This window comes from Pseudomonas sp. GW821-FHT04D07 (assembly GCF_059420225.1).
Genome location: NZ_JBWKTH010000019.1, coordinates 105,627 through 129,929, shown reverse-complemented (window position 1 = coordinate 129,929; position 24,303 = coordinate 105,627). Strand labels below are relative to the sequence as shown.

Below are 24,303 nucleotides of genomic sequence, written 5' to 3'. Positions count from 1 at the left end.
GGCGAAGATCTCGCCCTTCTTGATTTCCAGGGACACATCGTCCACGGCAATCGTCTCATCGAACTTCTTCGTGACCCGGTCGATTTTGACCAGCACCTGCTTCGGTGTCTGCTCGCCCTCGAGGGTTTTCTTATAGGCGCCGGAGGCAACTGCCATTTGTAAAACTCCCAACAAGATTTAGCCGCCGGACCTGGGTGACCCGGCTTTGGATGGTTCGACCCACGGGCATCATTTGCCCGACTTGACCTTGGTCCAGCTGCGGGTCATCAAACGTTGGATTTTCGGGGGTAGCTCAGCATTGACGTACAGCTTGTCCACTACGGCCTGCGGTGGGTAAACCGCTTCGTCGGTACGCACGGACGGGTCCATCAGAGCGCCAGCCTTTGGGTTCGGGTTGGCATAACCGACATAATCGCTGACCTGGGCAATCGCTTCAGGTTGCAGCAGATAATTGATAAAGGCGTGAGCCTCCTTGACGTTACCGGCGTCCTTGGGAATCGCCAGCATGTCGAACCAGAGGTTGCCGCCCTCCTTGGGAATCACATAGGCGATGTTCACGCCTTTCTTGGCTTCTTCGGCGCGTTTCCTGGCCTGGAAGATGTCGCCGGAGAACCCGGCCGCCACGCAGATGTCGCCGTTGGCCAGATCGGAAATGTATTTGGCGGAGTGGAAGTAGGTGACGTAGGGCCGGACCTTCAGCAGCTTCTCTTCGGCCAGCTTGTAGTCTTTTTCGTTGGTACTGTTGGGACTCAGGCCCATGTAGTTGAGCACCGCCGGCAGCATCTCATCGGCCGAATCGAGGAACGCCACGCCGCAGCTGGAGAGCTTCTTCAAGTTCTCCGGCTCGAACAACACCGCCCAGGAGTCGATCTTGTCGACGCCCAGCGCCGCCTTGACCTTCTCGACGTTGTAGCCGATGCCGTTGGTACCCCACAGATAAGGCACGGCGTACTGGTTGCCCGGGTCGTTCTTTTCCAGACGCTTCATCAACGTCGGGTCGAGGTTCAGGTAGTTCGGCAACTGCGCCTTGTCGAGCTTCTGGAACGCGCCCGCCTTGATCTGCTTGCCGAGGAAGTGGTTGGACGGCACCACCACGTCATAGCCGGTGTGGCCGGCCAGCAACTTGCCTTCCAGGGTTTCATTGGAATCGAAGACGTCATAGACCGGCACAATGCCGGTGGCCTTCTGGAAATCCGCCAGGGTGGTCTGCCCGATATAATCCGACCAGTTATAAATATGCACGGTCGGCGCCGCTTGCACACTGACCGCCAAGGTCAGCGCTGCGCCCGCCAGCATGGCGTTGCGAAATAAAGAAATAGACAAGTGGAGGTCCTCTAGAAATCCACGGGAGCCGCCAAAGGCTGCGCAGCTCCCGGGAGTTGTCTCAAATCGACTTATTTACCCGATTTGATCTTGGTCCAGCTGCGGGTCATTTCGCGCTGGGTCGCCGCCGGCAAGTCGGCGATGGCATACAGCTTGGCCTGCACATCCGCAGGCGGGTAGATGCCCGGGTCGCTGGTAATGCTCGGGTCAACCAGTGCGGTCGCCTTCTCGTTACCGTTAGGGAAACGCACGCTGTCGGTGATCGCCGCCATGACTTCCGGCTTGAGCAGGTAGTTCATAAACTTGTAGGCCGCTTCGGTGTTTTCCGCATCTTTAGGGATCGACACCATGTCGTAGAAGCTGCCAGCCCCTTCTTTCGGAATGCTGTAGGCGACCTTGACCTTGTCACCGGCTTCGGCGGCACGGGACTTGGCCTGCTGGACATCACCCGAGTAACCGATGGCGACGCAGATGTTGCCGTTGGCCAGGTCGGAGATGTACTTGGACGAGTGGAAGTAGGAGATCGACGGACGCAGTTTGAGGAACAGGTCTTCGGCTTTCTTCAGATCGTCCTTTTTCTGGGTGTCGGTCGGCAGACCCAGGTAGTGCAGGGCCACCGGCAGCATTTCGGTCGGCGAATCGAGGAAGCTCACGCCGCAGCTCTTGAGCTTGGCAAGGTTCTCCGGCTTGAGCACCGTGTCCCAGGAGTCGATCTTGTCCACGCCCAGCGCGGCCTTGACCTTCTCCGGGTTGTAACCGATGCCGATCGAGCCCCACATGTACGGGAAGGCGTGTTTGTTGCCCGGGTCACTGACCGAGACGGCCTTGAGCAGCGACGGGTTCAGGTTGCCGTAGTTGGACAACTTCGACTTGTCCAGCTCCTGGTAGACACCGGCCTTGATCTGCTTGGCCAGGAAGTTGTTGGATGGCACAACGACATCGTAACCGGACTTGCCGGCCAGTAACTTGGCTTCCAGGGTTTCGTTACTGTCGAAGACGTCGTAAACCACCTTGATGCCAGACTCTTTTTCAAAGTTGGCCACGGTGTCCGGTGCGATGTAGTCGGACCAGTTGTAAACGTGCAGCACCTTGTCGTCCGCGTGAGCGGCACCAGCCATGACACCCGCCAACGACAGGGCGAGGAGAGTCTTGCCGGCTACGTTCTTACCTAATGCCTTCATGCGTCATGCTCCAATTGTTCTTTTTAACCCGCTGTTCGGCGGCCGATTCCAGGGCAACTCGAAACAGTGGGGGTAGTCTGGCAAGATCCAAGGCAGCCTTTCAAGAAAAGACCACCCTTTCTGATTGCTCTGAGCGAAAGCACCTACACCGTACTTCCGGCTCAGAGCCTAGCACTTAGCCCTGTAACACACTCAGGGTCAGATCCAGGCACTTGCGTGCCTTGGCCACCAACTCGTCGATCTCGGTCTTGCTGATCACCAGTGGCGGCGCAATGATCATGGTGTCGCCAACGGCACGCATGATCAGTCCATTATCGAAGCAAAACTGCCGGCAGATCATGCCGACGCCTTTACCTTCATACCGCGCACGGGTGGCCTTGTCCTTGACCAGTTCGATGGCGCCCAACAGGCCCACACCGCGAACTTCACCCACCAATGGGTGATCGTTCAGCTCCCGTAGACGTTTCTGCAAATAGGGTGCCGTTTCGCTGTGGACACGCTCGATAATTTTTTCTTCGCGCAGGATACGGATGTTTTCCAGGGCCACGGCAGCGGCCACCGGATGGCCGGAATAAGTGAAACCGTGGTTGAAATCACCGCCTTCGTTGAGCACCGCGACCACTTCGTCACGCACGATCAGGCCACCCATGGGGATATAACCGGAGGTCAGGCCCTTGGCGATGGTCATCATGTCCGGTTTGAGGCCGTAGAAATCACTGCCAAACCACTCACCGGTGCGGCCGAAACCACAGATCACTTCGTCGGCGACGAAGAGAATGTCGTACTTGGCGAGGATTACCTTGATCCGCGGCCAGTAGCTGTCCGGCGGCACGATCACCCCGCCTGCGCCCTGGATCGGCTCGGCGATAAAGGCGCCGACGTTGTCGACACCGAGCTCGAGGATCTTTTCTTCCAACTGGTTGGCCGCCCAGACCCCGAACGCTTCCGGGCTCATGTCGCCACCTTCGGCGAACCAGTACGGCTGCGGGATATGGACGATGCCCGGGATCGGCAAGTCGCCCTGCTCGTGCATATAGGTCATGCCGCCCAGGCTCGCGCCGGCCACGGTAGAACCGTGATAGCCGTTCTTGCGACTGATAATGACCTTCTTGTTCGGCTGGCCCTTGATCGCCCAGTAGTGGCGGACCATACGCAGCATGGTGTCGTTGCCTTCCGAGCCGGAACCGGTGAAGAACACGTGGTTCATGCCTTCAGGCGCGATGTCGGAGATCGCCTTGGCCAGCTCCAGCACCGGCGGGTGGGCGGTCTGGAAGAACAGGTTGTAATACGGCAGCTCGCGCATTTGCTTGCTGGCGGCGTCGGCCAGCTCATCGCGACCGTAGCCGATGGCCACGCACCAGAGGCCGGCCATGCCGTCGAGGATCTGGTGGCCTTCGCTGTCCCAGAGGTAAACGCCCTTGGCGTGGGTGATGATGCGCGGGCCTTTCTCTTTCAACTGCTTGAAGTCGCTGAAGGGCGCCAGGTGGTGGTCGCGGCTCAGGTCTTGCCATTCACGGGTTTGCGGGTTGTTGCTGGTCATACGGTTCTCCTAGATTCCAGTAGCGGCGCGCTCGTCACGACCCGCGCCCGGCGCATCAGACGGCGAAGAGCAGAAACTCCCGCTCCCACGAACTGATCACGCGCTTGAAGTTTTCATGCTCGGCCCGCTTGACCGCGACGTAGCCCGTGATGAATTTCTTGCCCAGGTATTTCTCGATGGTCTTGCTGTTTTCCATCCGTTCCAGGGCGTCCTCGATGGTCAGCGGCAGGCGCAGGTTGCGGCGCTCGTAACCCCGACCGACCACCGGGGCACTCGGGTTGAGGCCTTCGACCATACCGATGTAGCCGCACAACAGGCTTGCAGCAATCGCCAGGTAGGGGTTGGCGTCGGCGCCTGGCAGACGGTTTTCCACGCGGCGGTTCTGCGGGCCGGCATCCGGTACCCGCAGGCCGACGGTGCGGTTTTCTTCACCCCATTCGACGTTCACCGGGGCCGAGGTATCCGGCAGGAAGCGGCGGAACGAGTTGACGTTCGGCGCGAACAGCGGCAACAACTCGGGGATCAGCTTCTGCAGGCCACCGATGTGGTGCAGGAACAGTTGGCTCATGCTTCCGTCTTCATTGGAGAAGACGTTCTTGCCGGTGGCGATGTCGATGATGCTCTGGTGCAGGTGCATGGCGCTGCCCGGCTCGCCGGTCATGGGTTTGGCCATGAAGGTCGCCGCCACGTCGTGCTTGAGCGCCGCTTCGCGCATGGTGCGTTTGAACACCAGGATCTGGTCGGCCAGGGACAGCGCGTCGCCATGCCGGAAGTTGATTTCCATCTGCGCCGTGCCGTCCTCATGGATCAGCGTGTCGAGGTCCAGCTCCTGCAATTCGCACCAGTCGTAGACGTCTTCGAACAGTGGGTCGAATTCGTTGGCCGCTTCAATGGAGAAGGACTGGCGACCGGTCTCCGGGCGCCCGGAACGGCCGATCGGCGGCTGCAGCGGGTAGTCCGGATCGTCGCTGCGCTTGGTCAGGTAGAACTCCATTTCCGGCGCCACGATCGGCTGCCAGCCCTTGTCGGCATAGAGTGCCAGGACCTTCTTGAGCACGTTGCGCGGCGACAGCTCGATGGGGTTGCCTTGTTTGTCGTAGGTGTCGTGGATCACCTGGGCGGTGGGTTCGATGGCCCAGGGCACCAGGTACACCGCATTGCTGTCGGGGCGACAGATCATGTCGATGTCGGCCGGGTCGAGCAATTCGTAATAGATGTCGTCTTCGACATAGTCGCCGGTCACCGTCTGCAACAGCACGCTCTCGGGCAGACGCATGCCTTTTTCGGCTATGAACTTGTTGGTCGGCGAGATCTTGCCCCGGGTGATGCCGGTGAGGTCGGCAATCATGCATTCGACTTCTGTGATCTTGTGGTCTTTCAACCAATCGGTGAGCTGGTCGAGGTTGTTACTCATAAATGCCTCTGGGTTGGGTTTCCTGACGTCTGCACTGGCATGGCATGGGCGGGACCATACTGCACGTCCAGGGGCTGGGATTCGTCTTCACGATGATCGATGAAGGTTCCAACCTCATGAACCTTTGGATGCAGGGTGCTGCGGTCCCGTGCAGAATCATGAGCAGTGCCCGGCGCGCTGGCCGGACCGCCGTACAAATGCGCTTCGAGGTTGGAAGGAGAGCCGGTAAACAGGAGTCCATCCAGGCCGTCGAGAATATCGGACGGATCCGGCAGTTCGGCCAGGGATGGAAGAATCGGCGGCAGCCCTTTGGCTGCGACAGCGACGGCACGGACATATTTGTCGCCACTGATGTGATAGGCATGCAAACCGATCTGTTTGGAGCATGCGGTAACGCCGATTAACGGCAGGCGAGACATGAAGCACCCCGGTATTATTGCTGTTATGGGTTTCAATCGAGCTTAGCCTTGTTCATTTTTTTACACAACACCCCCGTAAAAAATACAACACGGCCCGCTCAAGCCCGCGGTACCGGAGAGCGGCCGGGGCAAAAATTTGCCCCAAAAGGCCGCAAAAAAGCCCTTCAGGCGCTTTTTCAGGGCAAAAAAGGCCTCGCTTGACTTCGGCATGCCGTTCGGGTTGACTGAAACCAGAAAAGATCAATGATTGATATTTTTAACAACAAAGGTGTTGCATCATGTCGGTACCCCCGCGTGCCGTTCAGCTTAACGAAGCGAACGCGTTCCTTAAGGATCATCCTGAGGTTCTGTACGTAGACCTTCTAATTGCGGATATGAATGGTGTGGTGCGCGGCAAGCGCATCGAACGCACCAGCCTCCACAAGGTTTACGAGAAAGGCATCAACCTGCCTGCCTCTCTATTTGCCCTGGATATCAATGGCTCGACGGTGGAAAGCACTGGCCTGGGTCTGGACATCGGCGATGCTGACCGAATCTGTTATCCGATCCCCGACACCCTGTGCAATGAACCTTGGCAAAAGCGCCCGACCGCGCAGTTGCTGATGACCATGCACGAACTTGAAGGTGCACCTTTCTTCGCCGATCCTCGCGAAGTCCTGCGGCAAGTCGTGAGCAAGTTCGACGAGCTAGGCCTGACCATCTGCGCCGCGTTCGAGCTGGAGTTCTACCTGATCGACCAGGAGAACGTGAACGGCCGCCCGCAACCGCCCCGCTCACCGATCTCCGGCAAACGCCCACACTCGACCCAGGTCTACCTGATCGACGACCTCGACGAATACGTCGACTGCCTCCAGGACATCCTGGAAGGTGCGAAAGAGCAAGGCATCCCGGCCGACGCCATTGTCAAGGAAAGTGCCCCGGCGCAGTTCGAAGTGAACCTGCACCACGTCGCCGACCCGATCAAGGCCTGCGACTACGCGGTCCTGCTCAAGCGCCTGATCAAGAACATCGCCTACGACCATGAGATGGACACCACCTTCATGGCCAAGCCTTACCCGGGCCAGGCAGGCAATGGGCTGCACGTCCATATCTCGATTCTCGACAAGGAAGGCAAGAACATCTTTGCCAGCGAGGATCCCGAGCAGAACGCCGCGCTGCGTCACGCGATCGGCGGTGTGCTCGAGACCCTACCGGCGCAGATGGCCTTCCTCTGCCCGAACGTCAACTCCTACCGGCGTTTCGGCGCACAGTTCTACGTGCCGAACTCGCCGTGCTGGGGCCTGGACAACCGCACGGTGGCGATTCGCGTACCGACCGGCTCGTCCGACGCCGTGCGGATCGAACACCGGGTCGCCGGTGCCGATGCCAACCCGTATCTGTTGATGGCTTCCGTTCTGGCCGGTATTCACCACGGCCTGACCAACAAGATCGAGCCGGGTGCGCCGGTGGAAGGCAACAGCTACGAGCAGAACGAGCAGAGCCTGCCGAACAACCTGCGCGATGCCCTGCGCGAGCTGGATGACAGCGAGATCATGGCCAAGTACATCGATCCGAAATACATCGATATCTTCGTCGCCTGCAAAGAGAGCGAGCTGGAGGAGTTCGAACACTCCATCTCCGACCTCGAGTACAACTGGTACCTGCATACCGTGTAAGCGCTTGCGGCAATAAAGAAGAACGCCGCCGGCCTAGCGCCTGCGGCGTTTTTTTTGGGCTCCGTCAGGTAGACAGAGGCGCTCCCTTCGCGGGCAAGCTCCGCTCCCACAAGTCATGCAGCGCCTGAAAAATCCGAGTACGACACTGCCTTTGTGGGAGCGGAGCTTGCCCGCGATGGCGTACTCACAGACTCTGCAGAACCTCGCGTACAATGCCCGCTGCCCTTGTCGGAGAACCCCATGACCCGCCCCGCCACCGCTCGCAAACCCCGTGCACGCAGCCAGGCCCGGATCGACTCGATCCTCGACGCCGCGCGCACCTTGCTTGCCGCCGAAGGCGTGGCCAGTCTGTCGATCTACAGCGTGGCGGAGCGGGCCGAGATCCCACCGTCCTCGGTCTATCACTTCTTCGCCAGCGTCCCGGCCCTGCTCGAAGCCCTGACCAATGACGTGCACGCAGCCTTTCGCGCCACCCTGCAAGCCCCCATCGATCACCAGGCCCTCAGCAGTTGGCGCGACCTGTCACGCCTGGTAGAGCAGCGGATGCTGAACGTCTACGAAGAGGATGCGGCGGCGCGTCAGTTGATCCTCGCGCAGCACGGCCTGACCGAGGTCACCCAGGCCGACCGCCAGCATGACATCGAGCTCGGCGATTTGATGCACAAGCTGTTTATCCGGCATTTCGAATTGCCGGCATTGCCGGCCGAGGTCGATGTGTTCGCCCTGGCGATGGAGCTGGGGGATCGGGTCTACGCGCGCTCGGTGCAGTTGCACGACCAGATCACGCCACGCATGGCCGAGGAAGGCATGCGGGTATTCGATGCGTACCTGGGGCTGTATTTACCACCCTATCTGCCCCGGCGCGAGCACCCACTCTAAAGAACGACACCGGCCCTTGTAGGAGCCAGCTTGCTGGCGATGGTCGTCAACGATAACGCGGGGCGTCAGAATAATCGCGGTGTAGCGACATTCATCGCCAGCAAGCTGGCTCCTGCAGTGACCGCGTTGAACCCAGGGTCACGCGATCAGAACGGCGCATCACCAACAATGGTCGCCCGATGCATCACCCGCCGATTCGGCCGGTAATCGTCCACCGCATAATGCTGGGTCACGCGGTTGTCCCAGAAGGCCACGTCATTCTCCTGCCAGCGCCAGCGAATGGTGAACTCCGGGCGCGTCGCGTGGGCGAACAGCAACTTGAGAATCACCTCGCTCTCGGCCTCTTCCAGCTCGTTGATACGAGTGGTGAAGCCCTCGTTGACGAATAACGCCTTGCGCCCGCTCACCGGGTGCGTGCGGATCACCGGGTGCGACAGCGGAGGATTCTTCCTGCGGGTCTCCTCCCAACGCGCCAGGTCCTCGGGGCTATTGCCGAAGCGCTCGACGGGAAACGACTTGATGAAGTTGTGACTGGCCGTCAGCCCGTCCAGCAGTTGCCGCAACGGCGCCGACAAGGCCTCGAACGCGGCAATGCCGCTGGCCCACAGGGTGTCGCCGCCAAACGCCGGCAGCTGCTTGGCGCTGAGCACCGCCCCCAGCGCCGGAGTCGGCAGGAAGGTCACGTCGGTGTGCCAGACCGCGTTGTCGCGCACATCGGTGACGGCCGTATCGAGAATGAGTACCTCCGGCTGCTCCGGTACGTTCGGGTAAATCGGATGAATATGCAGGTCGCCGAAATGCGCCGCAAAGGTCGCCTGTTGCGCCGGGTTCAACGGCTGGTTGCGAAAGAACAGTACCTGATACTTGAGCAGGGCCTGCTGGATGGCGTCGCGGTGCTCGACGATCAACGGCCGGTTCAAGGCAATGCCGTCGATCTGCGCACCCAGGGCGGCGCTCAGGGGAGTAAGGGTCAGGCTCATGATCGCTCTCTTCAAATACGCGCCGGGCTGTCGGCGTGGTCAATACGTTGCGCTCTATCAGTGAGCCTGGCCGTGCCACGGCACCAGCTTGCGTTGCAGGGCGCGCAAGCCCAGCTCCATGGCAAAGGCGATGAGGGCGATCAGCAGGATCCCCAGCACCACCACATCGGTCACCAGGAACTGCGCGGCCGACTGCACCATAAACCCCAGGCCGCTGGTGGCGGCGATCAGTTCGGCGGCCACCAGGGTCGACCAGCCGACACCCAGACCAATGCGCACACCGGTGAGAATCTCCGGCAAGGCGCTGGGCAGGATCACATGGCGAATCAGTTGGGCACGGGTGGCGCCCAGGGATTGCGCGGCCCGCAGCTTGGCCGGGTCGACGGTACGCACACCGGTGGCCGTGGCGATGGCGATCGGGGCGAAAATCGCCAGGTAGATCAGCAGCACTTTCGACAACTCGCCGATCCCGCACCAGATCACGATCAGGGGCAGATAGGCCAGCGGCGGAATGGGCCGGTAGAACTCGATCAGCGGATCAAAAATGCCCCGGGCAATGCGGTTGTGGCCGATGGCGATGCCCACGGGAATCGCGCTCAGCACCGCAAAGCCGAGACCCAGGCCGATACGCCCGAGGCTCGCGCCCAGGTGCTGCCAGAGGGTCGAGTCCATGTAGCCCTTGGTCGCCAGCAACCAGCCTTTTTCCAGCACCGCGCCAGGCGCAGGCAAAAACAAAGGCTCGATAACGCCCGCGGCGGTCACTGCCCACCAGAGCAGGATCAAGGTCAACAGGGTCAGCACGCTGATCCAGCGCGTGCTTAGACTACGACGTACGGGCACGGCTTTCGGCTTGCTCGCCAGCGTTACCGGCAATTCATAGCTGCTCATACGAACTCCTGCCGCTGGGCGGCGCTGCGTTGGGAGAACACACGGGCCAGCACGTGCTCGCGGGTTTCGATAAAACGCGGGTCGGACTTGATCGCCCGGGCCGACTCACCGGCGCTGTAGCGCCGGCCGAAATCCAGACTCAGGCGTTCGACGATCTGCCCCGGATTCGGCGCCAGCAGAATCAGGTCGGTGGCGAGAAAAACCGCTTCTTCTATATCGTGGGTAATCAGGAACACCGGCTTGGCGGTGCGTCGCCAGACTTGCAGCAACAACTCCTGCATCTGTTCGCGGGTAAAGGCATCGAGGGCGCCGAACGGCTCATCCATCAGCAACACCCGAGGGTCCGCCGCCAGGGCACGGGCCAGGCCGACACGCTGTTTCTGACCACCGGAAAGTTGCCAGATCCGGCGCTTGTCGAAACCGGCCAGATCCACCAGGGCGAGCATCTCCCGGGCGCGGCTTTCGCGCTGCGACCGAGGCACCCCCGCCAGCTCCAGACCGAAGCCGACATTGGCCAGCACATCCTGCCAGGGCAACAAGGCGTCATCCTGGAACACCACACCACGCTCGGCACTCGGGCCCTTGACCGGCACGCCGTCGAGGGTGATGCGGCCGGCGCTCGGTTCGACGAAGCCGGCGATCAGGTTCAACAGCGAAGTCTTGCCACTCCCCGAAGGGCCGAGAGCCACCAGCAGCTGCTGAGGACCGAGGCTGAGGGAAATATCCGCCAGCACCGGCTCGGCCGCGCCGGGGTACTGTGCGCTGATGCGCTCCAGTTGTAACAAGGCCATGACGGCGGCTCCTCGACTGAATCAGTTGGTGATGAACTTGGCGCTTACGAAGGGGGCGTAGTCCGGCAGCACGGCCTCGACCTTGCCCTGCTCTTTCAGGAACGCAGCGGTGTCGGTGATGGCCTGGGCGGTCGGCTTGCCGAGGACGCTGACCTGGTCAGCCGCCAGCGGGTAGACGTTGCCTTGCAGCAGCAGGGGAATATCAGAGGCCTTGGCACCGGAGAGCTTCACCAGCTTGTCGACATTGCCCTTGTCCGCCAGCCAGGCTTGCGGGTCCTTGCGGTACTGGGCGTAGGCATCCAGGGTGACCTTGGCGAAGGCCTTGACGATCTCCGGGTGCTTCTCGGCAAAGTCCTTGCGCACGATCCAGGCATCGAAGGTCGGCGCACCGAACTTGGCCAGTTCGCCGGAAGTGATCAGCACCTTGCCGTTTTCCTTGGCCACGCCCAGGGCCGGGTCCCAAACGTAGGTGGCGTCGATATCACCGCGCTTCCAGGCGGCAATAATGGCCGGTGGCGCGAGGTTGAGAATCTGTACTTTCGAAGGATCGATATTCCAGTGCTTCAGCGCGGCCAGCAGGCTGTAGTGCCCAGTGGAAACGAAGGGTACGGCGACTTTCTTGCCGATCAGGTCCTGGGGCGAATTGATCCCCGAGCCGTCACGGGCCACCAGGGCTTCGGCGGCGCCGATCTGGGTGGCGATCAGGAAGGTTTCCACCGGTACCTTGCGGGTGATGGCTGCGGTCAGCGGGCTGGAACCGAGGTAACCGATCTGTACATCGCCCGAAGCGATGGCGGCGATGATGTCGGCGCCGTTATCGAACTTGCGCCAGTCGATCTTCGCTTGCGTGGCCTTTTCATAAGCGCCGTCGGCCTGGGCGACTTTCGCCGGATCGACGGTGGTCTGGTAGGCCACGGTGACATCGGCGGCCTGGGCAAACCAGCTGGCCCCAGCCAGGGACAGGGCCGCCAGGAGACGGAGCGGAGCAGGGAGTTTCATGGGACAAGTTCCTCGACAGGCGACCGGGAATCGGCATGTCGAGAGACTAAATGATCTAAGAATCTTAAAATAAATAACTTATTAGCATTAGCTTATGAGTCAAAATATGACACTCGCGACAGCGCTGTTGAGCCCCGCAGCACCAACGCAGACCCGCCCGTCTCTACGGAGGATCGTGCAGGCAGCCGCGCAGAGGAAAATCCGCACAAGAACTAAAACCGACGAATGAAGGTGCATCCCGTGCTTTTTCTTCTATGGTTCTTTGCACAGCAACGTGTCAACCGTCCGGCTGAATCAGACAAATGCTGTAATAAATTGACGGGAGTAGCAGCGTTTAGCCATGATTGCGTCGCCTTTTTGAACTTTCCTGTCCCTGAGAACCTGTCTCAAATACAGATTGAGCTAAAAAAGGGGCTAAAAATACTTTTCAGAAATAAGTCTGGAGGCCGATACACTCCTCAGGCTTGGGTAAACCCCCAGGCGGATTATTCCTGAATCGTCTTAAAAATGACGAAATAGTTCTTTTTGGGTTTATGAAGAATTTCATTACCCTGTAAGAAGCAAATTTACGGCGAGCTAGACCAAAGTCTAGGCATGGTTTGTTACGATTGACTTACCAGTCACGATCTGGTGCTAATCGCGCATCTGTGGCTACAAAGGGACGCTAGATCCCAGGCCAGGACACACAAAAATTAGAAATGAGAGGAGCTGTACCATGAAGAAGTCCACCTTGGCCCTGGCTGTGGCCGTAGGGGTTTTGGCGCAACAGGCTTATGCAGAAACGCAAGCCGAAGCCAAAGGTTTTATCGAAGGCGCTACGTCGACTCTGGGTCTGCGTAACTACTACATCAATACCGATAACCGTGACCGTGACGCCAAAGCTGCCGGTGTCCAGAGCCTGAACTCGGAATGGGGCCAAGGCTTCGATCTGCGTTTCAACTCCGGTTACACCCAAGGCACCGTAGGTTTCGGCCTTGATGTGATCGCCCTGACCGCTATCAAGCTGGACAGCGGTGGTGGCTCCAACGGCGCGACCCCAACCAGCGCTGGTGGTACGGTATTCCCGACTGAAGCTACTGGCGGCAAGAACGCCAAGGCTGTCAATGACTTCAGCAGCATCGGCCTGACCGGTAAAGTCCGCGTTTCGCAGACCGAACTGAAGATCGGTACCTTGATGCCGAACAACCCAGTGATCAAGTACAACGACGGTCGTCTGTTGCCACAAACCTTCACCGGTGGCCAGATCACTTCGAACGAGATCAAGGACCTGACCCTGACTCTCGGCCAAGTCGAGAAAGCCAAGGGCCGCAACTCGAGCAACGACGAAGATCTGTCGATTGCCGGTGCAAACGCCAGTTCCAACTACTCCCAGGGCACCACGGGCAAGTTCAGCAACAAGTTCCAGTACGCGGGTGCCGACTACAAGGTCACCAAGGATCTGGTCGCTTCGTACTACTACGGTGAGCTGAAAGACTTCTACTCGCAGAACTTCCTGGGTCTGGTACACAACTGGGCGATCGGTCCTGGCGTGCTGAAAAGCGACCTGCGCTACTACCGTAGCCGCGACGACGGCGCCAACGGCAACACTTCCGGCTACTTCACCACTGGCTACTACCCTGACAACGCCGCCCCTCTGTCCAATCTCGGCAAGGGCAAGGTCGACAACAACCTGTACAGCTACCTGGCTTTGTACTCGGTTGCCGGTCACACCTTCGGTGCTGGCTACCAATACAGCAACGGCGAAAGCGACTTCCCATGGTTGAACCAGGGTGACGGCTCGTCCAACAGCACCATCACCGACATGCAGATCCAGAAGTTCGCCCACGCTGGCGAGCGCACCTGGCAGGGTCGCTACTCCTACGACTTCGCCAAGGTCGGCGTGCCTGGCCTGACCGCAGGTATCATCTACCTGCGCGGCAACAACGTCGACACCGTCGGCAAAGAAGGCGCAAAACAAGTTACCGTTCTGGGCGCTGGCCGCTCCGAGTGGGAACGCGACATCAGCGTTTCCTACGTGGTACCGGAAGGCACCTTCAAAAACGTCGGTGTGGCCTGGAAAAACGCCATGTGGCGCAACGATATCGCCGGCCAGCGCGAACAAGACGAAAACCGTCTGATCGTCAGCTACTCGATCCCGCTGCTGTAAGCGTGATCGTTTAAAGTCGAGATCCACACTCAGCCCGGCGCAATGCCGGGCTGAGTGCTTCACGTACTGCCTAACACTACCTTCTCAGCTTCGACTCGAACGCCAACCTTCGACATCACGGCGTCCCCCACTGAGTTACATCCCCTTAGCCCTCTCACAAGCTGTGGACTAGGTTGCTCCCGCGCGCGCGCGACGTCCAATGAAGAACTTTTTAATATTCAATTATGATCTAAATAAATCGATATTTATTCTTTTTAAATAAATCCCGCAACAGGCACAGTAGGCTCATCACGCACTCACCAGGAGCAGCACCATGAGCCTAAGACTCGGCGACATCGCCCCCGACTTCGAACAGGATTCCAGCGCCGGCACGATTCGTTTCCACGAGTGGCTCGGCGATAGTTGGGGCGTGCTGTTCTCCCACCCGGCGGACTTCACTCCGGTGTGCACCACCGAGCTGGGCTTCACCGCCAAGCTCAAGGACGAATTCGCCCAACGCGGCGTCAAGGCCATCGCCCTGTCGGTGGACCCGGTGGACTCGCACCACAAGTGGATCGAGGACATCAACGAAACCCAGCATACCCTGGTCAACTTCCCGATCCTGGCCGATGCCGATCGCAAGGTTTCCGACCTCTACGACCTGATCCACCCGAATGCCAACGACACCCTCACCGTACGCTCGCTGTTCGTGATTGATCCGCACAAGAAGGTCCGGCTGACCATCACCTACCCGGCCAGCACCGGGCGCAATTTCCATGAAATTCTGCGGGTGATCGACTCCTTGCAACTCACCGACAACTACAAGGTGGCCACCCCGGCCAACTGGCAGGACGGTGACGAGGTGGTCATCGTGCCATCGCTCAAGGACGAAGACGAAATCAAGCAACGCTTCCCCAAAGGTTACCGCGCGGTGAAGCCCTACCTGCGCCTGACGCCGCAGCCCAATCGCTGAAGCCGATTTTTTACAAGGAATTACCGGCATGCTGGTCGTCACACTTGGAGGAAGCCCCAGCCAGCGATCACGCTCAGGGGTACTGCTGGACCAGGCCAAACGCTGGCTGATCGAACAAGGCGTGGAAGTGGTGAGTTACCAGATCCGCGATTTCCCGGCCGAAGACCTGCTGCACGCGCGCTTCGGCAGTCCGCAGATCATCGACCTGCTGCAACAGATCGAACACGCCGACGGCCTGGTCATCGCCACGCCGGTGTACAAGGCCTCGTTCTCCGGGGCCCTGAAAACCGTACTCGACCTGCTGCCCGAACGCGCCCTGAGCCACAAGGTGGTGCTGCCCATGGCCACCGGCGGCAGCATCGCCCATATGCTCGCGGTGGATTACGCCCTCAAGCCGGTGCTGTCGGCGCTCAAGGCCCAGGAAATGCTCCACGGCATCTTCGCCGAAGACAACCAGATCGCCTATGGCGAAGGCAGCGCCCTGGCGCAGCTGGCACCGGCCCTGGAACAACGCCTGACCGAGGCCCTGGAGCAGTTCCACAGCGCCCTGGCGCGACGGCCCAAGCCGTTGGACCCGACACTGCTCAATGATCGCCTGCTCAGTGCTCGCTGGAGCATCTGAGTCGCTTCACCCGATACCGATGTACTGGCCTTACTCGCCCGCCAACGGGCAAGCAGGTGCAGCCAAAACCCTCACAGCAAAAAGGAGAGCGCCATGCGCACTGTCATTTTGCGTCGTGGTCTGGTCGCTCTGTTTGCTGCGGCTGTCACCTTCGGCGCTATCACTCAAGCTCAAGCCGAGACGCTTCGGATCGGTTATCAGAAATACGGCACCCTGGTGCTGCTCAAGGCCAAGGGCACCCTGGAAAAACGCCTCGCCGCCCAGGGCGTGCAGGTGCAATGGACTGAATTCCCCGGCGGCCCGCAACTGCTCGAAGGGCTGAATGTCGGTTCCATCGACTTCGGCGTGACCGGCGAAACGCCGCCGGTCTTCGCCCAGGCCGCCGGGGCCGATCTGCTCTACGTCGCCTCGGAACCGCCGGCGCCCACCAGCGAAGCGATCCTGGTGCCCAAGGACTCGCCGATCCAATCGGTACAAGATCTCAAGGGCAGGAAGGTCGTCCTCAACAAAGGCTCCAACGTCCATTACCTGCTGGTCCGCGCCCTGGAAGACGCCGGTCTGAAGTACAGCGATATCCAGACCGTGTTCCTGCCGCCAGCCGATGCCCGCGCCGCTTTCGAGCGTGGCAGCGTCGATGCCTGGGTCATCTGGGATCCCTACCAGGCCGCCGCCGAACAACAACTGCAGGCCCGCACCCTGCGTGACGGTACTGGCCTGGTGGACAACAACCAGTTCTACCTGGCGACCAAACCCTATGCCGAAAAACATCCCGAAGTGATCAAGGCCCTGGTGGAAGAAGTCCGCGCCGTGGGCGACTGGTCCAAGGCCAATCCCGAGGAAGTCACCAGCCAGGTGGCGCCGCTGCTTGGCCTGCCCGCCGACATCACTCGGATCTCGGTGAAACGCCAGGGCTATGGCGCGCAATTCCTCACGCCGGAAGTGATCGCGGCGCAACAGAAAATCGCCGACAGCTTCTACCAGCTCAAATTGATTCCCAAACCGCTAAGCATCAAGGACGTGATCTGGACCCCGCCGGCGGCCGTTGCCAAAACACTTTGAACCGTATTCCTTAGGAGACCACTCCATGAGCCTCAATATTTTCTGGTTCCTGCCTACCCATGGCGACGGCCATTACCTTGGCACCGCCGAAGGCGCGCGCGCCGTTGACCACGGTTACCTGCAACAAGTGGCCCAGGCCGCCGACCGCCTCGGTTTCGGTGGCGTGCTGATCCCTACCGGGCGTTCCTGCGAGGACTCCTGGCTGGTGGCCGCCTCACTGATCCCAGTGACCCAACGCCTGAAATTTCTCGTTGCCCTGCGCCCCGGGATCATCTCCCCGACGGTGGCGGCACGCCAGGCCGCGACGCTTGACCGACTGTCCGGCGGGCGCGCGCTGTTCAACCTGGTGACCGGCGGCGACCCGGACGAACTGGCCGGCGACGGTCTGTTCCTCAGCCATGAAGAACGCTACCAGGCTTCGGTGGAGTTCACCCGTATCTGGCGGCGCGTGCTGGAAGGTGAAACCGTCGACTACGACGGTCAGCACATCAGCGTCAAAGGCGCCAAGCTGCTCTATCCGCCGATCCAGCAACCGCGCCCACCACTGTACTTCGGTGGTTCGTCGGAAGCCGCCCAGGACCTCGCCGCCGAACAGGTGGAAATGGTCCTGACCTGGGGCGAACCGCCCGCCGCCGTTGCCGAGAAGATCGAGCAGGTCCGGGCCAAGGCCGCCAAGCTCGGGCGCACCGTACGCTTCGGTATTCGCCTGCATGTGATTGTCCGTGAAACCAATGCCGAAGCCTGGCAAGCGGCGGACAAACTGATCTCCCATCTGGATGACGAGACCATCGCCCGCGCGCAGAAATCCCTGGCGCGCTTCGACTCCGTCGGCCAACAGCGCATGGCCGCCCTGCACGGTGGCAGCCGCGACAACCTGGAAGTCAGCCCCAACCTCTGGGCCGGCGTCGGCCTGGTCCGCGGCGGTGCCGGCACAGCGCTGGTCGGTGACGGCCCGACCGTGGCCGCGCGGGTCAAGGAATATGCCGACCTGGGCATCGACACCTTTATCTTCTCCGGTTATCCACACCTGGAAGAGTCATACCGGGTCGCCGAACTGCTGTTCCCGCACCTGGATATCGAACATCCGGAGCTGCCGAAAAGCGCCGGCTACGTCAGCCCCTTCGGTGAGATGGTCGCCAACGACATCCTGCCCAAAGCCGTGTCCCAGAGCTGAGGCCGGCCATGACCAGACTTACCCACAAGCTCGCGCCCTGGGCCCTGCCGGTGCTGTTGCTGGCGGTGTGGCAACTGTCGGTGTCGGCCGGTTGGCTGTCGACCCGGATCCTGCCCGCGCCGAGTGCCGTGGTCGAAGCCGGCATCGCCCTGGTGAAGAGCGGTGATCTCTGGAAACACCTGGCCATCAGCGGCTGGCGCGCCGGTATCGGCTTTGCCATCGGCGGCGGCATCGGCCTGGCCCTGGGCTTTATCACCGGCCTGTCGAAATGGGGCGAACGCCTGCTCGACAGTTCGGTGCAGATGATCCGCAACGTGCCGCACCTGGCGCTGATTCCGCTGGTGATCCTCTGGTTCGGCATCGACGAGTCGGCGAAGATTTTCCTGGTGGCCCTGGGCACCCTGTTTCCGATCTACCTCAATACCTACCATGGCATTCGCAACGTCGACCCGGCGCTGGTGGAAATGGCCCGCAGCTACGGCCTGTCCGGTTTCAGCCTGTTTCGCCAGGTGATCCTGCCGGGCGCCTTGCCCTCGATCCTGGTGGGCGTGCGTTTTGCCCTGGGCTTCATGTGGCTGACGCTGATCGTCGCGGAAACCATTTCCGCCAGTTCCGGTATCGGTTACCTGGCGATGAACGCCCGGGAATTCCTGCAAACCGACGTGGTGGTTTTGGCCATCGTTCTCTACGCCGTCCTCGGCAAACTGGCGGACCTCGCGGCCCGTGGCCTGGAACGGGTCTGGCTGCGCTGGCACCCGGCCTATCAAGTGAGCAAGGGCGGTGCGCAATGACGGCGCAACAACCTCCACGCCTGCTGCGGGGTATTCCGTTGGCGGTGCGCAACCTGCAAAAAACCTTTGGCCCGCGCCAGGTGCTGCGAGAGATCGACCTGCATATCCCGGCCGGGCAGTTCGTCGCCGTGGTCGGCCGCAGCGGTTGCGGCAAAAGCACCCTGCTGCGCCTGCTGGCCGGTCTCGACCAACCTAGCGGCGGTGAGTTGCTGGCCGGTTCCGCGGCGCTGAGCGAGGCCCGCGAAGATACCCGGCTGATGTTCCAGGAAGCGCGTCTGCTGCCGTGGAAAAAGGTGATCGACAACGTCGGCCTGGGTCTCAAGGGCAACTGGCGCCCGCAGGCTCTGGAAGCGCTGGAAGCGGTCGGCCTGGCGGACCGTGCCCATGAATGGCCGGCGGCCCTGTCCGGTGGCCAGAAGCAGCGCGTGGCCCTGGCCCGTGCGCTGATCCACAAACCGCGCCTGTTGCTGCTGGACGAGCCACTGGGGGCCCTGGACGCCCTGACCCGGATCGAAATGCAGCAACTGATCGAGCGGCTCTGGCAGCAGCATGGTTTTACCGTGTTGCTGGTGACCCATGACGTCAGTGAAGCCGTGGCCATCGCCGATCGGGTGATCCTGATCGAAGACGGCCAGGTCGGCCTGGACCTGCACGTCGAACTGCCGCGTCCGCGGGTGCGGGGTTCCCATCGCCTGGCGGCGCTGGAGACCGAAGTGTTGAACCGGGTGTTGTCGCTGCCTGGCGTACCGCCCGAGCCGGAACCTGTATCGCCCTTGCCTACGCAGTTGCGTTGGGCGCTGTAACCCATGCCTTGCCTACTCAATCAACGACAGGAATCCATGCCATGACCATCAAAGCCATCAACGTTCGCAACCAGTTCAAGGGCACCATCAAGGAAATCGTCAGCGGCGACGTGCTCTCGGAAATCGACGTACAGACCGCTTCGGGGATCGTCACCTCGGTGATCACCACCCGTTCGGTGAAAGAACTGGAACTGCAGATCGGCAGTGAAGTGATCGCCTTTGTGAAATCCACCGAGGTGTCCATCGCCAAGCTGTAAGCGATGGAACCCTATGGCCCCGGAGGGTTTGGCCCTTCGGGGTTTCTTTTTGGACAAAAGCTCACCAGTAATCCGGTTTTCTCGCCGGTTTTTTTCGGGTAGGCACTTGGCGTGGCAACTGACACGCGGCCAACTCCTCCCGTGTCACGACGTGGCGCATCCAGTGCGAGTGATTCCTCAATGAACCGGGGGCATTACGCTTGATATCTTCTCGATGCGGAAGAATCACCCCCACTTGGACTTCAGGGTAATCCTCTCGAAGTGCCTTGAGGACGGGAGTCATATCGGTATCGGCAGACACCAGCACGATTTGCCCGATGCGCTCACAGGCAGGCAATGCGGCTTGTTTGGCCGCGAGTCGATACATGCTGATCGCGATGTGAACATCGGTCTCTTTTTCTTCAAGCTTCCAGATAGCGACCTGATCCAGCCTTGACGCCGGTGTATTTCGATCGACGAATCGAGGTGCAAGCCTCGGCTCCAGTGGATGCCGCCCGTAATACACACGAACGCCTTTTTCGATGAGCGCACGTAGATAAGTGTCTTGAGCTTCTTTAGAGGTACGACCGCGGGTCGCGAGATCGGGTTTGACACCCGAGGTGAAAAAACACACCGACGCCAACTCGCTCTCTGGCTGTTCAGCATGAAGGATATGGGTAAGCAACGCAGGAAGGTCCAGCCATTTGTACTCAGTTCCTGCCAGCAGGCCGTAAAACAGGTTGTATCCGTCCACGAAGCAGGCTGTACGCACAGATTCAGTCCCTTGAAACGAAAAAACCGGCGCTAGGCCGGTTTTTTCACCCCAACAGCCAGCGAACTGAATCGCTGCGTACGGGGCTGAGTAGTGTTTTAAGAATGCCACAGATGACGTTGATGTCAACTCACTACGACCGTTGAATACATTCTTGGTGCAAGCACCAAAGCTCATCAGCAAGACGTTTCCCTTTCCCTTGCGTGAACTTTCCTAGAAAATCCTTTCGGCTTGCGCCTGCCATTCTCGGGACCTAGGCTTGGACCTGTCACTGCAAAAACACAGTGATCGGGTTTGGTAGCCCGAGGTCAATCAAGGCGCATGGCGCCACCGAGTCGATTTTCTGTTGGCGTTTTTTATTGCCCACGGTTTTCGTCTATGGCGGCTCTGCGCAGGGCACCTTCGGGTGCGCTGGGTTCCTTGATTCCCGGTCTACCAACCTGCGTATAGCCGCCACCCATATCGTTTGGTAGCGATCAGTGTCGGCTCCATCAATCAAGGAGTTGCCATGAAAACAATCGTTCCTGATCCGCCCGTACAAAATGCATCTTTTGTAGATGCCGAGGCCGCCGAACGCGCCTTCGCTCACTATGAATTGCCACGCCATCCTGTGCGCAAAGCACTGACTCCGAACACCGAAGACACCCTGAACAATCTCGACTCGATCCTACGTTCGGCAGCCGCGACGGCGTATGAGTCCGCCGATCATCTCAGCGGCACGCCTCGCCAACTGGCGATGGCCTCGGTGCATCTGATCGAGCTGGCGCAGAGCCAGGTGGATGACTTGCTCGCACAACGACACTGACGCGCCGGACATGTCCTTTGTGGGAGCTTGAGAGCGCCACGAAACCTGTGGGAGCTGGCTTGCCGGCGATAGCGGTGGTGAATATGACGTTGCTATCGCTGGCAAGCCAGCTCCTACAGGGGATCGCGTTTCAAGGCACCTGCAAAGGGGCTCTTGAGGCCGTCAAAAGCTTCGCGGGCAAGCTCCGCTCCCACAATGTCCGAGTTGTCCGCAAATTTTGTGGATGCCCCCGGACCTGTGGGAGCGGAGCTTGCCCGCGAAGACGTCAGAACAAGCGCCGCAAAATCAGATCTTGCGCCACACGCTCGCCAGCCAAGGCTGTTGCTCACGCGGCAATCCGGTGGGGCGATAGTAGTGCTCCAATTCGACAAAACCCGCCGCCGTCAGCAGCTCCCGCCAGGCCGCCAGGTCATGGTACGAGCCATAACGCTCGCCGTTCCAGCCTTCCTGGTTTTCCCCACGCGGGTTGGAACTGAACAACACACCGTCAGGCTTCAAGGCGCCGTGTAATTGCCCCAGCACTCGCGGCAATTCCTGGCGCGGGATATGGAACAACACAGCGTTGGCGAAGATCCCGTCGAAGCGCTCGGACGGCAAATCGAGTTCAAGGAAGTTCTGTTGCAGCACCTCGCAACCGCTGTCCTCGCGGGCCATCTGCGCAAAGCGCTCGGAACCGTCGAGACCGACCGCGATATGGCCCATGCGGGTGAAGGCCTGCAAATCCCTTCCCGGACCACAGCCGAAATCCAACACGGTAAACGGCGCCGTACCCTGGATATGCCGCAGCAGTGCATCGATGTTCTGGCTCACATCGTGGTCGCGGGTACCTTCGCGGAAGCCTTCGGCACTGCGGTTGTAGTGACCAAGGGTGGTGGAAGCAATCTGTTCGAGGTCGTTGGGGCCGAGGGTTTTCATCGAGGTCTGCACGGGCTGGGGGCGGATGATCTGAATATACCATCCAGGCTATTTCTGCGGTGCCTGTCAGGCCGTCTTCGCGGGCAAGCTCCGCTCCCACAGGGTTTCCGGTCGGACACAAGAATCCGGTACGGCCGCAAAACTGTGGGAGCGGAGCTTGCCCGCGAAGGGGCCAGACCATCCACCGCCCAACCCACTACCCTCAGCGCTTGTTCAGCACCCGCGCCAACCGATCCCCACCCAGCTGAATCACCGCCACCAGGATCACCAGCAAGACGATCACCGTCAGCATCACCTGGCTGTCAAAACGCTGATAGCCATACCGATAAGCAATATCCCCCAACCCACCCGCACCAATCGCACCCGCCATGGCCGAGGAGTTGATCATGGTCACCAACGTGATGGTGAAACCGCCGACAATCCCCGGCAACGCCTCGGGCAACAGCACATGCCAGACGATATGCCAGCGCCGGCAACCCATGGCCTGGGCTGCCTCGATCAAACCATGATCAACCTCGCGCAGGCTCACCTCGGCGATCCGCGCAAAGAACGGCGTGGCCGCGATGGTCAGCGGCACCACCGCCGCCCACACGCCATAGGTGGTACCGACGATCAATCGGGTAAAGGGAATCAACGCCACCATCAGGATCAGGAACGGGATCGAACGGAACAGGTTCACAAACGCCCCCAGCACCCGGTTCACCACCGGCGCTTGATAGATCCCGCCCTTGCCACTGGTGACCAGGATCACCGCCAACGGAATGCCCAGCAACAAGGCGATCAGCGACGACACGCCAACCATCAGGAAGGTGTCGATCACCCCCTGCCACAAACGATCAAGCCACATAACCCAGCACCTCCACCTGTTGCGCCCAACGCCCGGCCCGCTGGCGCAGCTCCTCGGCCGCCAGCGCCGAACCGCTCACCGCCAGCAGCAGCTGCCCCAGCGCATGTCCCTGGATCCGTTCGACACCGCCCTGCAGCAAGCGCACGCGCCCGCCGAGGGCACTGAACAGCGCCGCCAGATCCGGTTCGTCGGCAACGCTGCCGGTCAATTGCAAACGCAACACCACCGCCGATTCCGATGACTCGGGCCGTGCCCGCAAGCGCTCTTGCAGCTCCGCCGGCAAGGCGTGTTGCAGTGGCGCCAACAAGGTCCGGCTGACCTCATGTTGCGGATCGCCAAACACCTGCCAGACCGGCCCCTGCTCGACGACCCTGCCATGCTCCAGCACCACCACCCGGTCACAGATCTCGCGGATCACCGCCATCTCGTGGGTGATCAGGACAATGGTCAGGCCCAGGCGCTGATTGATCTCGCGCAGTAAGCCGAGGATCGATTGCGTGGTTTCCGGGTCCAGCGCCGAGGTCGCCTCGTCACACAACAGGATCGCCGGGTCATGGACCAACGCCCGGGCAATCCCGACCCGCTGTTTCTGCCCGCCGGACAACTGCGCCGGGTAGGCCTTGTGCTTGTCCCGCAGCCCCACCAGGTCCAGCAACTCGCGGACCTTCTGTTCCCGTTGCAGCTTCGGCACCCCGGCCACCTTCAACGGCAGCTCGACGTTCTGCCAGACCGTCTTGGCCGACATCAGGTTGAAGTGCTGAAAAATCATGCCGATGCGTCGACGCAGCTCCACCAGACGGTTTTCATCAAACTCACCGATATCGACCTGGTCAATCAGCACCCGCCCCGAACTGGGTTGCTCCAGGCGATTGATGGTGCGGATCAGCGACGACTTGCCGGCGCCGCTGCGGCCGATAATGCCGAATACCTCGCCACGTTGGATGTCCAGGTCGATACCTTGCAAGGCATGCACCGAGCCCTCGCGGCCGTCGTAGGTTTTACCCACGCCGATAAAACGCACGTGGGCACGATTGAGTTCGGGATGCAGTTCGGTCTGCTCGGCACTGCGCGGCGTTTCCTCACGCGGGCGCTGGAGGTTGACGACACTCATG

At 60.6% G+C, this 24,303-nt stretch carries 23 protein-coding genes and 2 pseudogenes; 11 read left to right on the top strand and 14 right to left on the bottom strand.

Annotated elements, in window-relative coordinates; all coding sequences use genetic code 11:
- From AC07T0_RS21275 to AC07T0_RS21250, 6 genes and pseudogenes are all read right to left on the bottom strand, one after another.
- Positions 1–156: pseudogene (locus AC07T0_RS21275) on the bottom strand (polyamine ABC transporter ATP-binding protein); the annotation flags it as partial.
- A gap of 72 nt (positions 157–228) precedes the next feature.
- A complete protein-coding gene (locus AC07T0_RS21270; protein ID WP_495003068.1) occupies positions 229–1,323 on the bottom strand; it encodes a polyamine ABC transporter substrate-binding protein in 1,095 nt (364 codons plus the stop codon).
- 71 nt (positions 1,324–1,394) lie between these two features.
- Entirely contained in the window at positions 1,395–2,504 is a 1,110-nt protein-coding gene (locus tag AC07T0_RS21265; RefSeq protein WP_495003067.1) for a polyamine ABC transporter substrate-binding protein, read from the bottom strand.
- Between the two features lie 175 nt (positions 2,505–2,679).
- Entirely contained in the window at positions 2,680–4,044 is a 1,365-nt protein-coding gene (locus AC07T0_RS21260; RefSeq protein WP_495003066.1) for an aspartate aminotransferase family protein, read from the bottom strand.
- Between the two features lie 55 nt (positions 4,045–4,099).
- On the bottom strand, positions 4,100–5,458 hold the full coding sequence (locus AC07T0_RS21255; RefSeq protein ID WP_495003065.1) for a glutamine synthetase family protein: 1,359 nt from the start codon (positions 5,456–5,458) through the stop codon (positions 4,100–4,102).
- A 20-nt stretch (positions 5,459–5,478) separates the two neighbouring features.
- A pseudogene (locus AC07T0_RS21250) lies at positions 5,479–5,877 on the bottom strand (gamma-glutamyl-gamma-aminobutyrate hydrolase family protein); the annotation flags it as partial.
- A 278-nt stretch (positions 5,878–6,155) separates the two neighbouring features.
- Between AC07T0_RS21250 and AC07T0_RS21245 the strand changes: the two are divergent.
- Positions 6,156–7,532 carry a glutamine synthetase family protein gene (locus AC07T0_RS21245; RefSeq protein ID WP_121135909.1) on the top strand — a complete coding sequence of 459 codons (1,377 nt, stop codon included), beginning with the start codon at positions 6,156–6,158 and terminating at the stop codon, positions 7,530–7,532.
- Positions 7,533–7,772: 240 nt separating this feature from the next.
- Entirely contained in the window at positions 7,773–8,411 is a 639-nt protein-coding gene (locus tag AC07T0_RS21240; RefSeq protein WP_495003064.1) for a TetR/AcrR family transcriptional regulator, read from the top strand.
- Positions 8,412–8,557: 146 nt separating this feature from the next.
- Here AC07T0_RS21240 and tauD read toward each other — a convergent pair whose 3' ends face one another.
- The 4 genes from tauD to tauA are packed head-to-tail and all read right to left on the bottom strand — an operon-like array spanning position 8,558 to position 12,069.
- Positions 8,558–9,391 carry a taurine dioxygenase gene (gene tauD / locus AC07T0_RS21235; RefSeq protein WP_495003063.1) on the bottom strand — a complete coding sequence of 278 codons (834 nt, stop codon included), beginning with the start codon at positions 9,389–9,391 and terminating at the stop codon, positions 8,558–8,560.
- 57 nt (positions 9,392–9,448) lie between these two features.
- Positions 9,449–10,279, bottom strand: coding sequence for a taurine ABC transporter permease TauC (gene tauC, locus AC07T0_RS21230; RefSeq protein WP_495003062.1), 831 nt, complete (start codon positions 10,277–10,279; stop codon positions 9,449–9,451).
- Positions 10,276–11,070: a taurine ABC transporter ATP-binding subunit gene (tauB, locus tag AC07T0_RS21225; RefSeq protein WP_495003061.1), complete on the bottom strand. Its 795-nt coding sequence runs from the start codon at positions 11,068–11,070 to the stop codon at positions 10,276–10,278. The genes tauC and tauB overlap by 4 nt, the downstream gene beginning before the upstream one ends.
- A gap of 21 nt (positions 11,071–11,091) precedes the next feature.
- Positions 11,092–12,069, bottom strand: coding sequence for a taurine ABC transporter substrate-binding protein (gene tauA / locus AC07T0_RS21220; RefSeq protein WP_495003060.1), 978 nt, complete (start codon positions 12,067–12,069; stop codon positions 11,092–11,094).
- Between the two features lie 715 nt (positions 12,070–12,784).
- Here tauA and AC07T0_RS21215 point away from each other — a divergent pair.
- The 8 genes from AC07T0_RS21215 (at position 12,785) to AC07T0_RS21180 (ending at position 19,873) form a co-directional block, all read left to right on the top strand.
- The gene (locus tag AC07T0_RS21215; RefSeq protein WP_495003059.1) at positions 12,785–14,215 is read left to right on the top strand and encodes an OprD family porin; all 1,431 of its coding nucleotides are present in this window, start codon (positions 12,785–12,787) and stop codon (positions 14,213–14,215) included.
- Positions 14,216–14,528: 313 nt separating this feature from the next.
- The gene (locus tag AC07T0_RS21210; RefSeq protein ID WP_495003058.1) at positions 14,529–15,167 is read left to right on the top strand and encodes a peroxiredoxin; all 639 of its coding nucleotides are present in this window, start codon (positions 14,529–14,531) and stop codon (positions 15,165–15,167) included.
- 28 nt (positions 15,168–15,195) lie between these two features.
- Positions 15,196–15,789 (top strand): NADPH-dependent FMN reductase, encoded by a 594-nt coding sequence (ssuE, locus tag AC07T0_RS21205; RefSeq protein WP_495003057.1) that lies wholly within the window; start codon positions 15,196–15,198, stop codon positions 15,787–15,789.
- A 93-nt stretch (positions 15,790–15,882) separates the two neighbouring features.
- The gene (locus AC07T0_RS21200) at positions 15,883–16,848 is read left to right on the top strand and encodes a sulfonate ABC transporter substrate-binding protein (RefSeq protein ID WP_495003056.1); all 966 of its coding nucleotides are present in this window, start codon (positions 15,883–15,885) and stop codon (positions 16,846–16,848) included.
- Between the two features lie 25 nt (positions 16,849–16,873).
- Positions 16,874–18,022, top strand: a complete 1,149-nt coding sequence (gene ssuD, locus AC07T0_RS21195) for an FMNH2-dependent alkanesulfonate monooxygenase (protein WP_495003055.1) — start codon at positions 16,874–16,876, stop codon at positions 18,020–18,022.
- Between the two features lie 8 nt (positions 18,023–18,030).
- A complete protein-coding gene (gene ssuC, locus AC07T0_RS21190; protein WP_495003054.1) occupies positions 18,031–18,813 on the top strand; it encodes an aliphatic sulfonate ABC transporter permease SsuC in 783 nt (260 codons plus the stop codon).
- Positions 18,810–19,616: an aliphatic sulfonates ABC transporter ATP-binding protein gene (ssuB, locus tag AC07T0_RS21185; RefSeq protein WP_495003053.1), complete on the top strand. Its 807-nt coding sequence runs from the start codon at positions 18,810–18,812 to the stop codon at positions 19,614–19,616. Before ssuC ends, ssuB begins: the two co-directional genes overlap by 4 nt.
- Before the next feature lie 41 nt (positions 19,617–19,657).
- Entirely contained in the window at positions 19,658–19,873 is a 216-nt protein-coding gene (locus AC07T0_RS21180) for a TOBE domain-containing protein (RefSeq protein ID WP_248797965.1), read from the top strand.
- Between the two features lie 61 nt (positions 19,874–19,934).
- On the opposite strand, the gene AC07T0_RS21175 is transcribed toward AC07T0_RS21180, so the two are convergent.
- Positions 19,935–20,624, bottom strand: coding sequence for an NYN domain-containing protein (locus AC07T0_RS21175; RefSeq protein ID WP_495003070.1), 690 nt, complete (start codon positions 20,622–20,624; stop codon positions 19,935–19,937).
- 508 nt (positions 20,625–21,132) lie between these two features.
- Here AC07T0_RS21175 and AC07T0_RS21170 point away from each other — a divergent pair.
- Positions 21,133–21,429, top strand: coding sequence for a DUF6124 family protein (locus AC07T0_RS21170; protein ID WP_495003052.1), 297 nt, complete (start codon positions 21,133–21,135; stop codon positions 21,427–21,429).
- A gap of 285 nt (positions 21,430–21,714) precedes the next feature.
- On the opposite strand, the gene AC07T0_RS21165 is transcribed toward AC07T0_RS21170, so the two are convergent.
- The 3 genes from AC07T0_RS21165 to AC07T0_RS21155 form a co-directional block, all read right to left on the bottom strand.
- Positions 21,715–22,344, bottom strand: coding sequence for a class I SAM-dependent methyltransferase (locus AC07T0_RS21165; protein ID WP_495003051.1), 630 nt, complete (start codon positions 22,342–22,344; stop codon positions 21,715–21,717).
- 202 nt (positions 22,345–22,546) lie between these two features.
- A complete protein-coding gene (locus AC07T0_RS21160; RefSeq protein WP_495003050.1) occupies positions 22,547–23,191 on the bottom strand; it encodes a methionine ABC transporter permease in 645 nt (214 codons plus the stop codon).
- Positions 23,181–24,302: a methionine ABC transporter ATP-binding protein gene (locus AC07T0_RS21155; RefSeq protein ID WP_495003049.1), complete on the bottom strand. Its 1,122-nt coding sequence runs from the start codon at positions 24,300–24,302 to the stop codon at positions 23,181–23,183. The genes AC07T0_RS21160 and AC07T0_RS21155 overlap by 11 nt, the downstream gene beginning before the upstream one ends.
- Between the last annotated feature and the right edge of the window lies 1 nt (position 24,303).

Bases quoted from the DNA above. Each gene is read 5' to 3' on its own strand.
- AC07T0_RS21155 (WP_495003049.1), bottom strand. From the start codon at position 24,302: ATGAGTGTCGTCAACCTCCAGCGCCCGCGTGAGGAAACGCCGCGCAGT.
- ssuD (WP_495003055.1), top strand. From the start codon at position 16,874: ATGAGCCTCAATATTTTCTGGTTCCTGCCTACCCATGGCGACGGCCAT.
- AC07T0_RS21240 (WP_495003064.1), top strand. From the start codon at position 7,773: ATGACCCGCCCCGCCACCGCTCGCAAACCCCGTGCACGCAGCCAGGCC.
- AC07T0_RS21265 (WP_495003067.1), bottom strand. From the start codon at position 2,504: ATGAAGGCATTAGGTAAGAACGTAGCCGGCAAGACTCTCCTCGCCCTG.
- ssuB (WP_495003053.1), top strand. From the start codon at position 18,810: ATGACGGCGCAACAACCTCCACGCCTGCTGCGGGGTATTCCGTTGGCG.
- ssuE (WP_495003057.1), top strand. From the start codon at position 15,196: ATGCTGGTCGTCACACTTGGAGGAAGCCCCAGCCAGCGATCACGCTCA.
- tauA (WP_495003060.1), bottom strand. From the start codon at position 12,069: ATGAAACTCCCTGCTCCGCTCCGTCTCCTGGCGGCCCTGTCCCTGGCT.
- AC07T0_RS21200 (WP_495003056.1), top strand. From the start codon at position 15,883: ATGCGCACTGTCATTTTGCGTCGTGGTCTGGTCGCTCTGTTTGCTGCG.
- ssuC (WP_495003054.1), top strand. From the start codon at position 18,031: ATGACCAGACTTACCCACAAGCTCGCGCCCTGGGCCCTGCCGGTGCTG.
- AC07T0_RS21215 (WP_495003059.1), top strand. From the start codon at position 12,785: ATGAAGAAGTCCACCTTGGCCCTGGCTGTGGCCGTAGGGGTTTTGGCG.
- AC07T0_RS21210 (WP_495003058.1), top strand. From the start codon at position 14,529: ATGAGCCTAAGACTCGGCGACATCGCCCCCGACTTCGAACAGGATTCC.
- AC07T0_RS21160 (WP_495003050.1), bottom strand. From the start codon at position 23,191: ATGTGGCTTGATCGTTTGTGGCAGGGGGTGATCGACACCTTCCTGATG.
- AC07T0_RS21245 (WP_121135909.1), top strand. From the start codon at position 6,156: ATGTCGGTACCCCCGCGTGCCGTTCAGCTTAACGAAGCGAACGCGTTC.
- AC07T0_RS21180 (WP_248797965.1), top strand. From the start codon at position 19,658: ATGACCATCAAAGCCATCAACGTTCGCAACCAGTTCAAGGGCACCATC.
- tauC (WP_495003062.1), bottom strand. From the start codon at position 10,279: ATGAGCAGCTATGAATTGCCGGTAACGCTGGCGAGCAAGCCGAAAGCC.
- AC07T0_RS21260 (WP_495003066.1), bottom strand. From the start codon at position 4,044: ATGACCAGCAACAACCCGCAAACCCGTGAATGGCAAGACCTGAGCCGC.
- tauB (WP_495003061.1), bottom strand. From the start codon at position 11,070: ATGGCCTTGTTACAACTGGAGCGCATCAGCGCACAGTACCCCGGCGCG.
- tauD (WP_495003063.1), bottom strand. From the start codon at position 9,391: ATGAGCCTGACCCTTACTCCCCTGAGCGCCGCCCTGGGTGCGCAGATC.
- AC07T0_RS21255 (WP_495003065.1), bottom strand. From the start codon at position 5,458: ATGAGTAACAACCTCGACCAGCTCACCGATTGGTTGAAAGACCACAAG.
- AC07T0_RS21170 (WP_495003052.1), top strand. From the start codon at position 21,133: ATGAAAACAATCGTTCCTGATCCGCCCGTACAAAATGCATCTTTTGTA.
- AC07T0_RS21165 (WP_495003051.1), bottom strand. From the start codon at position 22,344: ATGAAAACCCTCGGCCCCAACGACCTCGAACAGATTGCTTCCACCACC.